Below are 8,811 nucleotides of genomic sequence, written 5' to 3'. Positions count from 1 at the left end.
TGGTGAGTGCTGTGTGGGCAGTGTTTGCTGTTGTTCGCAGCGGCTATTACGGAGGAAGCTGGCCCACCCTGCCGAAAGGAATGATCATGGCGATCGCAACGATCAACCCGGCCGACAATGTCACAGTCGAGGAGTTCGACGAGTTCAGCGACCAGAAAGTCGACGATGCCGTCGACGTCGCAGACGGTGCATTCGCGTCCTGGCGCGCCACGACGAAATCCGAGCGTGCGGCCGTTCTCGCCCGAGCCGCACAGCTCATGGCAGATCGGGCAGATGAGCTGGCGCCGCTGCTGACACTGGAGATGGGCAAGTTGATCGGCGAGAGCAAAGGCGAGGTTGCGCTGGCTTCGGAGATCTTGCGGTACTACGCGAACCACAGCCAGGAAATGACCGCGGATGAGAGTATCGAGGTCGACGACGGTACTGCGATCGTGCGCACCGTGCCGATCGGGACTCTGCTCGGGGTAATGCCGTGGAACTTCCCGCTGTACCAGGTTGTTCGCTTCGCCGCCCCGAACCTGGCACTCGGCAACACAGTGCTGATCAAACACGCCAGCAATTGCCCACAATCGGCGCTGGCCCTGGAACAGCTGTTCGCCGACGCCGGAGCCCCGAAGGGCGTGTACACCAATCTTTTCGTCTCCGGTTCGAAGATCGCGCGCATCATCGGCAACCCCAAAATCAAGGGCGTCTCGCTCACCGGAAGTGAGGCCGCCGGCGCGAGTGTGGGCGAACATGCCGGCAAGAACCTCAAGAAGTCAGTGCTCGAACTCGGCGGCAGCGACCCGTTCATCGTTCTCGACGATGGCGATGACTTCGATCGGCTGATCGAGGGCGCGGTCACCGGGCGAATGGCCAACACCGGGCAGAGCTGCGTGGCCTCGAAGCGATTCTTCGTCGTCCAGGGCCTCTACGACCGTTTTGTCGAGGGACTGGTCCAGGCTTTCGGGACCTTGAAGGCCGGGGACCCACAGGACGCGGCGACCACGCTGGGGCCACTGTCTTCCGATCAAGCCGCTGCCGATCTCGCGGAAATCGTGCAGGACGCACTCGACCGAGGAGCTACTGCCGAGATCGGCGGTCATCGAATCGATCGACCCGGCGCCTACTTCGAAGCTACGGTGCTGACCGGAGTCACCGCGGATATGCGCGCGTACAGCGAAGAACTGTTCGGCCCGGTCGCCGTCGTCTACGCGGTCGACGACGCTGACGAGGCGGTGGCGAAAGCCAATGCGTCGACCTTCGGACTGGGAGCCACCATCTTTTCGGGTGACGCCGACGCCGCCCGATCGGTCGCGGACCAGCTCGCCGCCGGCATGGTGTGGATCAATCACCCCACCGGGACCGCCCCCGAACTGCCTTTCGGCGGGGTCAAGCGCTCGGGATTCGGCCGCGAGCTCTCGCACTACGGGATGGGGGAATTCGCCAACCACAAGCTGATTCGCACCGTTCCGACGAACTCGGAAATCGCAGGCGCGGGCGGCTGATACCGATCGACATGAGGTTCTTGCCGAGAGAGGTGGTGGGAGTATGCGTGCAGCGGTGATCAAGGAATTCGGTGGACCCGACATGCTCGGGGTCCAGGATGTGGATACACCGCGCCCCGGGCCGGGGGAGGTGCTGGTGCGGGTGCATGCGTCGAGTGCGAATCCGGTGGATGCGCTCGTGCGCGAAGGTGCGGTGAATCCGCAGCTGTCGTTGCCCGCAGTTCTGGGCAGTGATGTCGCCGGGGTTGTCGCCGAAATCGGCGCAGGCGTCAGCGATTTCGCGGTGGGTGATGAGGTGTATTACACCTCGGAACTCGCCGAGGGCGGAGGCGCGTACGCCGAATACCATGTCGCGTCCGCCGCGATCGTGGCGCCGAAACCGTCGGCGCTGACGTTCGGCGAGGCGGCGGCGATCCCCTTGGCTGGTGGGACAGCGTGGGAGGCGATAGTCCGGCGGCTCGCGGTTCGGCCGGGACAAGTGGTGGTGGTGCACGGCGGGTCAGGTGGTGTGGGGTCTTTCGCTATCCAATTCGCCCAGGCCGCAGGAGCGTCGGTGTTGGCTACGGCCGGTTCGGCCAACATGGAGATGGTGGGTGAGTTGGGTGCGACTCCGATCGACTATGAGTCGGAGGACTTCGTCGAAGTGGCTCGCGAACATACCGGTGGCCTCGGCGTCGATGCCGTTCTCGACACCGTCGGCGGGGGCAACGTGGCACGCAGCCTGTCTGCCACACGGGACGGCGGCAAGGTAGCTACGGTCCTCGCTCCGGACGGATCCCTCGACTCTCTGTATCAGCGCAACCAAACGCTGTATGGCATCTTCCTCACCCGGGAGCGCGCACGGCTCACCGAAATGACCCCGGTTTTCGAACGCGGGCTGGCACGTCCGCGGATCGGGAAAGTTCTTCGCCTCGATCAGATCGCTGAGGCCCATCGACTCCTCGACGCCGGACACAACAGCGGCAAGATCGTCATCGACATCAGCTGATGGCACGAACTTCAAGGTAGCGGGCGTTGCGGTCACGACGGCAGCGGGCTCGGTGGCGGACCACCGCCAGCGGACCCGCGTATATACAGTGTCAGCCGGGCGTGCATCTGCCTCGTGGGTGGAGTCCAAAGATGTTGGGCAGTGGGCGATCTGGTTGAACCGAAGGGCGTGAGCTACCCTTCCTGTCGGCGCGGTCCACAGTTCGGCAACACCTGGCAGCTGATCCGCGAGAACGGCGGCTGGCAAGCCGACCTGCCCGCCCTGCGGCATGGTGGGCGGCGCGGCGAGTCGGCGCAGGCTGGCTGACCGCCGATTCGCCGAGGACGCGGCACTTTTCATCGGGCTGGCGATGACCGTCACGTCGGCCACACCCAGTGGCTCGGCTCCGGTCGGCGGGCGCTATGACGGCTCCCCGGCGCCGCGGACACTGATCTACCCGGCGCCGGAAGGCCGCACCACGCGGATCAGTTCAGTGCGCCGTTGTAGTCGGGGAACTTGAAGGTGCGCTCGGCATGCCCACCGGACAGGTCCGACGCACTGTTGCCGATATTGGCGACGATCGTGTAGCCCTTGCTCTCGATGTCGGCCCGGCTCGCGGTCTTGTACTCGGCCAGCCCGGCATTGCCCGCCGACAGCGTGGTCGGCGCACTGCCGTACAGCGCGTCAACCGGGTAGCCGACCGAGGTCAGGTTCGCTTGCGAGTAGGCGTTGACCAGGGCGGGCCTGCCGGTGACGAAGATAATTGCGGCGCCGTGCTGTTTCGCCCAGGTCGCCAGGCCGAGCACCGGCTGGATCGCCGGGATGATCAGGCCGGTGTTGTAAGTGGTCTCCAGCGTCGTGTTGTCGATGTCGAAGACGATCGCGGGCCGGGTCGCGCCGGGCAGCCGACCGGCGAGATAGGTCTTCGCCTCGGCCACGACCGGGGTGATCTCGCCGATCCACTGCGCGTACGGCGGCAGCTCGGACTGGTTGCCCGACAGCGAGGACGAACCGCCGCCGGACAGCGACGACGAACCGGTGTCGGCGCCCGCGGCGGGCAGTGGAGCTAGGAGCGCGGCCGCGACACCGGCGACGATCGATGCAGTAACACGTTTCATCTGTCGCACGCTAACAGCGGACCGAGCCACGCAGCTTCACAATCCGTGCAGTGGGACTGCTACGCGGGACCGCCCACTGAATCGGCGTCGGACACCTCGGCCCGGTTCAACCGCTGCGAGATCACCTGGGTGATGCCGTCGCCGCGCATGCGCACGCCGTAGAGCGCGTCGGCGATCTCCATGCTCGACTTCTGGTGGTGAAGAGCACCTGGCGGAATGCAGTGGCGAAGCTCTGACCCCGGGTCAGCTTGTTCACCTGAACGTCTGCACGGCCGAAGGTGGGACATGGACGCTAGGAATAGCAGAAGGTTCACATGCGGCTGGCGCCCAGGTTCGAGGCTCTATTTCGGTGCCGGGCTGGTGTGTGAGCGAGAGAATCGGCAGGGCGATGAAACTCTGGGGCAGGCTGCCCTCCACCAGACCCGTGCTTCGGCGGCGGGCACACCTGCGGTGATCGCTAAAGCGCGTAGCGCGGTGAACGACAGCCAGAAGAAAGCGCTGTCGGCTTGGTGGATATCGGTGGCGCGGCAGTCAGGTTGGAACCGTCTGTTCAGATATCGGTGGCCGGATGCTGTGGTTCGGCATCAAGTGGAATGTATCCGTCGCAGTTGGCTCATTGGGTTGTCTGAACTACCCGGCATCACATGTATAAATATAGATATGCGTATCTAAGCATGAAAATATTCACTCTTTGCAGCGTTGGAAACCATCCTCGGTCACATGCATTGGCTATGGAGCAGGGAAGGCCTCGGGCCAAATGCGTGGCGCGGTCGGCGTAATTGTGTCCACCGCACTGGTGGGCGCCGAGCAAGCCGGGCCCAGCGGGTCTGTCGGCGTGGACCCCTTCTAGATGGGGCTATCGTGTCGACCGTGTTAGACGAATGCGCAGCATCGAATCCGGTTCAAGACGACTAACACTGAAGGACCCGACGATCCACGACACCGAGCCGTTGAGCCTCGGCAAGATCTGTGCGATTCACAGTGTCGATGGCCGATGTCAGTGATGAAGGTTGGTCGCTGTGCCTTCGATATCAGGCAGGGACCAGGTGTGGTCGTAGAGTTGCGGGGTGGGGCACACCCCGGAGCGAAGATTCAACCCGTCTCGGAGTTCGATCCGGCGACAGCGTCATTGGCGAACCTCCGCAAGTCAGGGTTCGCCATCTCGCCGAGAAGTGTCCAACCCGGCAGCGGCAAGTTCTTCGAAGGTTCCCGTGCGGATCTGATCGAGCGCGCTGACGACCGAAGGCGATCTCCCCGTCAGGTCCTCGACGCGGATCAGCCGTATCTTGGGCGAATCGCCATCGCGAAGCCTCAATCCAGCGCGGCGAGATGATGTAATGAGCGCCAACGGGTTCCGATCCATCGAGGAGGCAAATCGCATGCGCTCGAGATCGATTTTCGCCGTAGCTGCCACCCTGGTCGCGTTGCTCTCCGGAGCACCGGCCATCGGTGCGGCCGCGCCGGCTGGACCGTGCAGTCCGGGCACTCCCGACACCGCGCCGGCGACCACCACTTTCTATGACGGCGACCGCCAGTATCTCGGTCCCGACCCACTACCGACGCAGCCACCGGTCGGTCCGCTCCTGGCTGGATATCAGCGGTTCGGAGCCTTGAACGCTGACCAGTTCGTCGCGAAATACCGTACCGAGCAGGGGTGGTGGATCTACCCACCCGAGGACGGATTCGTCGTGCGTGCCGGACACACCATGCGCCACCCGCAGGCATTGCCACCGGGTAAACGGGTCGACCGTTTCGGCTACGCGGGCGGCAAATTCCTCGCACCGCAAGATGACTCGTTCGCCGCCCGCGCCCTACCGCCGCAGAACCTGAACACCCCGACCGGCACACCGCTGAGCAACTACCACCTGTATTGCGTGCTCAAACCGTTTCAGGTCGACGCGGGCCCGATCGCGGCGTGGTTCGAACAGCCCGGCGGCGGCACCCAGTACAAACTGGAGTCGAACTACCTCCCCGAAGCCGGTCCGGCTTTGAGTGTCACCTGGCTGCTGCAGAACGGCTACCTCGTCGAAGAACGACCTTCCTGAGCGGAGTGCCCACCATGAATCGCCATGAACTCGCCGACGCCCTCACGGCCGCCGGCTTGCCTTCCGAGTCGTTCCAGATCGCCGGCGTTCACGAAACCAGTCCACCCCCCACCGACTTCTGGTTCCTGCGACCCGGCTCCGACGATGGCTGGGAGGTCGGTGCCTACGAGCGGGGACGATTCGACGTGCGGGCGAACTTCGACACCGAAGCCGATGCCGCCCAATGGATGCTGAACACGCTCACCGGCGCACCATCGAACTGACGAAAACTGGTGCCGCACCGACAATTCGGTGCGGCACCCGCTGGGTCGGCTTAGTACTGCAGCTACACTCAGGTGAGCGAGTGGCCGCGTCGCCGGTAGCGCGAGTGTGAGAGTGGTCGAGTCCGCCTTCGCCTATGGCCTGCTGAAACGTTTCTTCCGCGTGCCAACGCGACCCGGCGGTCCAAGCCAGATCACCATCCGCGACGAGGCCGGACCGTAGCAGAGGTAGTAGGCGATTTCGGTCGGGTTACAGATGCTGCGCCAAGAAACGCAGACCTGGCAGTTGCTCCGTGCGGCCGGCGGTGCCGGAGTACTGCCGTTGCACGCCAGCGGATTTGATGTACTTCTTCAGGAACCGGTCTCGTCACCGGGTGATGTGGGTGTCCTTCGCCGGGAGGTGGCGGATGGGGGAGACCTTGCGGTATCGGTCGGGTACCTGCGCGGGTGTACCGCCGAGGAGCTTCGGGACGAAGGGGTCGCGGCCGTCGATGACGGCCAGATCCAAGTCGAGCACCGCGGCCGAGGTCGCCGAAAGTCTCGGGTGAATCCCCATAGCTGATGCGCATCTCGATTGCATCCTGACCCGCACCGTATCGTTCCCGCCGTCGGCCGACGGTGATGTAAGGCCGAGGGCGCGCCTCACCACCACCCGAGTATCGGCTGCAGCTCCCGCCCGAGTGGTCCGGCCAGTGACCGGGAGTAGCTGGCGGTGAGGTGATGCTCGTCGTGATAGATCAGAATGTTGCCCTCCGCCACCGCGCACAGCGTGGGCTCGCAGACCGCGTCCGTCATGTCGATCGGGAAGACGCTGGGGAACGCCGAAGCCGGTTGCAGCCCTGGGTTGATCGGGTCGAGCGCGTCTTCGCGGCGCATGCCGCAGCTCCTGCGATTCCCGCCGCCGGCCAAACAATCGGTGGCTTTGTATCGGACGGTTCCTCGGCGCAGCCACGGGGTGTCGCGGATGGCGACCACGTTGAGACCACGATCCGACAGTGCCGTCCAGACGGCGAGATAGTCGGCGGGAGTCTCGTCGCCGCCTTCGTCGCGGGGCCGTGTTCCGGTGGTGAAAACCCAGTCGGGGCGGTCGGCGTCGAGGCGGTTGATCACTTCGGTCGACCAGTACCGGCAATCGGGGATGGGCTCGCCTTTGTATGTGGCGTCCTCGGCGAGCGTGAGCGGGCAGCCCATCTTCAAGTACACCTGGATGCGGAACGAGTGTTCGGTGGCGAGCACCTGGAGTGCGGGCAACCAGTGTTCGGCGTGGGAGCTCCCGACGAGTGCCAGCGTCCGATCGGCCTCCGGGTCGCCGTAGGTACAGGTGACGACGTCGCGGGTGTCCCAGTCCGCGATACACCCGTCCGCTGTGGGCGGGGGGACTTCGGTGAGCGCGTCGAAGACGGTGGGCCGCATCGGCTCGTCGGGAGTCGCCGCGCCGGAGGCCAACGCCTCCGCACCCGGGTACTTCGCCGGGTCGAGCTCCCAGGCCGCGACCGGTGGGTGGACCTGGGCCACTGTGAACTGCCAACCGGCGGTGACGGTGATGGTCGCCACCAGCAACACCGCGACCGTGGAGGCGACCAGATGTCGCGATCGTGAATGCCTTACATCGGGTGTGTCGATGCGCGTAGTGCGTTGCCGCAGTGGCTGTTCGATCCAGCGGTGTGTCATCCAGGCCAGGACAACCGACAGCCCGATCACCCCGGTGCCGCCAACGAGCCCGGCGTGGGTGTTCCCGCGTTCGGCGAGGAAGAAGATCAGGATCGGCCAGTGCCACAGGTACAGGGGATAGGCGATATCGCCGAGCCACCGTATGGCCGGGTGAGCCAGTAGCCGGTTCGCCAACGGCCAGTCGGCATACCGCAGCCGCATCGCCGACAGGATCACAGCAGCTGTCGCGCAGACCGGGAGAAGGGCCGCGGGCCCCGGGAAACGGTTGGCGCCGTCGACGATGAGCCACCCGCACAGCACGACACCGAGAGCGCCGAGCACCGAGAGCGCGACACGCACCTGCCGCCACAGCACCAGCGAAGGCGCGACGACGGCGAGACCGGCGCCGACCGACAATTCCCACCCGCGGGCGAAGCTGTCGTAGTAGTTCCATCCTTGATTCGTCGCGGTGCCATAGGCGGCGTAGCAGAACGAGGCCACGGACACCGCGACCACCATCCCGCCGACAGCGGGGCGAACTCGACCCGGTCGTGAGAGCCGAGTAAACAGCCAGGCGACAGCGGCGACCACCAGCAGCGCAACCGAGTAGAACTGGGCCTGCACCGACATCGACCACAGATGTTGCAGCGGGCTGACCGAAGGATCAGCGGCCAGGTAGTCCGACCATGTCAGGGCGAGTTGCCAGTTCTGGTAGTAGAACAGCGACGACAGAATCTGTGCGGCTGCTGGCGACCACTGCGTATACGGCAGCAACAGCACTGACGCGACGGCAACCGCCGCCAGCACGACCGTCATGGCCGGGACGAGTCGGCGCAGGGTGCGGCGCACGACCGACCACGCCCAGAACGGTTCCGACGATGCCGCCCGACGCAGCAGCAAGCCCGTGAAGAAGTACCCCGAAAGCACCAGGAAGACGTCTACACCGCCGGAAACACGACCGAACCACACATGAAAGACCACGACCAATGCGATCGCGAGCCCCCGCAAGCCGTCCAGATCGAAGCGGTACTCCCACTGACGGCTGGTTCGCGTCGCGGTGGCGAGGCGAGCCTGCTCGGTCGAGTCGATCGAATCGGCGTCAACATCGGTCACAACCGCTGACACCACCCTGCCGAGATCACATCAGGCACAGGCGAGCCGGTTCCCCGGCGAACGGACGATGACGACGACATGACAACTCTCCTATCACGGTCGAAACCACCAGGTCCATTCGCGCTGGTACGCAACGAGTTACACCATCGCGGCGGTGAGCCCGCAGGCCGT

At 64.9% G+C, this 8,811-nt stretch carries 9 protein-coding genes and 2 pseudogenes; 5 read left to right on the top strand and 6 right to left on the bottom strand.

Annotation, left to right across the window (positions count from 1 at the left end):
- Window positions 1–86: 86 nt before the first annotated feature.
- From NS1_RS03395 to NS1_RS39820, 3 genes are all read left to right on the top strand, one after another.
- The gene (locus NS1_RS03395; protein ID WP_084503426.1) at window positions 87–1,487 is read left to right on the top strand and encodes an NAD-dependent succinate-semialdehyde dehydrogenase; all 1,401 of its coding nucleotides are present in this window, start codon (window positions 87–89) and stop codon (window positions 1,485–1,487) included.
- A 43-nt stretch (window positions 1,488–1,530) separates the two neighbouring features.
- The gene (locus tag NS1_RS03390) at window positions 1,531–2,475 is read left to right on the top strand and encodes a zinc-binding dehydrogenase (protein ID WP_062981403.1); all 945 of its coding nucleotides are present in this window, start codon (window positions 1,531–1,533) and stop codon (window positions 2,473–2,475) included.
- A 168-nt stretch (window positions 2,476–2,643) separates the two neighbouring features.
- Window positions 2,644–2,781: a hypothetical protein gene (locus NS1_RS39820; protein ID WP_169812735.1), complete on the top strand. Its 138-nt coding sequence runs from the start codon at window positions 2,644–2,646 to the stop codon at window positions 2,779–2,781.
- A gap of 158 nt (window positions 2,782–2,939) precedes the next feature.
- Here the strand turns inward: NS1_RS39820 and NS1_RS03385 are convergent, their stop codons facing one another.
- Window positions 2,940–3,572: an HAD family acid phosphatase gene (locus NS1_RS03385; RefSeq protein WP_062981402.1), complete on the bottom strand. Its 633-nt coding sequence runs from the start codon at window positions 3,570–3,572 to the stop codon at window positions 2,940–2,942.
- A gap of 59 nt (window positions 3,573–3,631) precedes the next feature.
- Complete coding sequence (locus tag NS1_RS41475; RefSeq protein ID WP_255284396.1) at window positions 3,632–3,754, bottom strand: hypothetical protein; 123 nt, start codon at window positions 3,752–3,754, stop codon at window positions 3,632–3,634.
- 1,197 nt (window positions 3,755–4,951) lie between these two features.
- Here NS1_RS41475 and NS1_RS03380 point away from each other — a divergent pair.
- Together NS1_RS03380 and NS1_RS03375 are read left to right on the top strand one after the other, a co-directional pair.
- Window positions 4,952–5,617 (top strand): TNT domain-containing protein, encoded by a 666-nt coding sequence (locus tag NS1_RS03380; RefSeq protein WP_218019885.1) that lies wholly within the window; start codon window positions 4,952–4,954, stop codon window positions 5,615–5,617.
- Between the two features lie 14 nt (window positions 5,618–5,631).
- Window positions 5,632–5,880 carry a hypothetical protein gene (locus NS1_RS03375; protein WP_062981398.1) on the top strand — a complete coding sequence of 83 codons (249 nt, stop codon included), beginning with the start codon at window positions 5,632–5,634 and terminating at the stop codon, window positions 5,878–5,880.
- Between the two features lie 97 nt (window positions 5,881–5,977).
- Here NS1_RS03375 and NS1_RS42600 read toward each other — a convergent pair.
- From NS1_RS42600 to NS1_RS03365, 4 genes and pseudogenes are all read right to left on the bottom strand, one after another.
- Window positions 5,978–6,120: pseudogene (locus NS1_RS42600) on the bottom strand (IS701 family transposase); the annotation flags it as partial.
- Between the two features lie 27 nt (window positions 6,121–6,147).
- Window positions 6,148–6,235 (bottom strand): annotated as a pseudogene (locus NS1_RS42355) (transposase); the annotation flags it as partial.
- Between the two features lie 9 nt (window positions 6,236–6,244).
- Window positions 6,245–6,433 (bottom strand): hypothetical protein, encoded by a 189-nt coding sequence (locus NS1_RS03370; RefSeq protein ID WP_062981396.1) that lies wholly within the window; start codon window positions 6,431–6,433, stop codon window positions 6,245–6,247.
- Window positions 6,434–6,519: 86 nt separating this feature from the next.
- Entirely contained in the window at window positions 6,520–8,640 is a 2,121-nt protein-coding gene (locus NS1_RS03365) for an acyltransferase family protein (protein ID WP_062981394.1), read from the bottom strand.
- Between the last annotated feature and the right edge of the window lie 171 nt (window positions 8,641–8,811).

The sequence above is a fragment of the Nocardia salmonicida NBRC 13393 genome, assembly GCF_001613085.1.
Classification (GTDB): Bacteria; Actinomycetota; Actinomycetes; order Mycobacteriales; family Mycobacteriaceae; genus Nocardia; species Nocardia salmonicida.
The sequence above is the reverse complement of the archived record's forward strand: the minus strand, read 5'-3'. Positions and strand labels throughout refer to the sequence as shown.

Excerpts from the sequence above, each read along its gene's own strand:
- NS1_RS41475 (WP_255284396.1), bottom strand. The coding sequence starts at position 3,754 with ATGGAGATCGCCGACGCGCTCTACGGCGTGCGCATGCGCGGCGACGGC.
- NS1_RS03380 (WP_218019885.1), top strand. The coding sequence starts at position 4,952 with ATGCGCTCGAGATCGATTTTCGCCGTAGCTGCCACCCTGGTCGCGTTG.
- NS1_RS03370 (WP_062981396.1), bottom strand. The coding sequence starts at position 6,433 with ATGGGGATTCACCCGAGACTTTCGGCGACCTCGGCCGCGGTGCTCGAC.
- NS1_RS03375 (WP_062981398.1), top strand. The coding sequence starts at position 5,632 with ATGAATCGCCATGAACTCGCCGACGCCCTCACGGCCGCCGGCTTGCCT.
- NS1_RS03385 (WP_062981402.1), bottom strand. The coding sequence starts at position 3,572 with ATGAAACGTGTTACTGCATCGATCGTCGCCGGTGTCGCGGCCGCGCTC.
- NS1_RS03390 (WP_062981403.1), top strand. The coding sequence starts at position 1,531 with ATGCGTGCAGCGGTGATCAAGGAATTCGGTGGACCCGACATGCTCGGG.
- NS1_RS03395 (WP_084503426.1), top strand. The coding sequence starts at position 87 with ATGGCGATCGCAACGATCAACCCGGCCGACAATGTCACAGTCGAGGAG.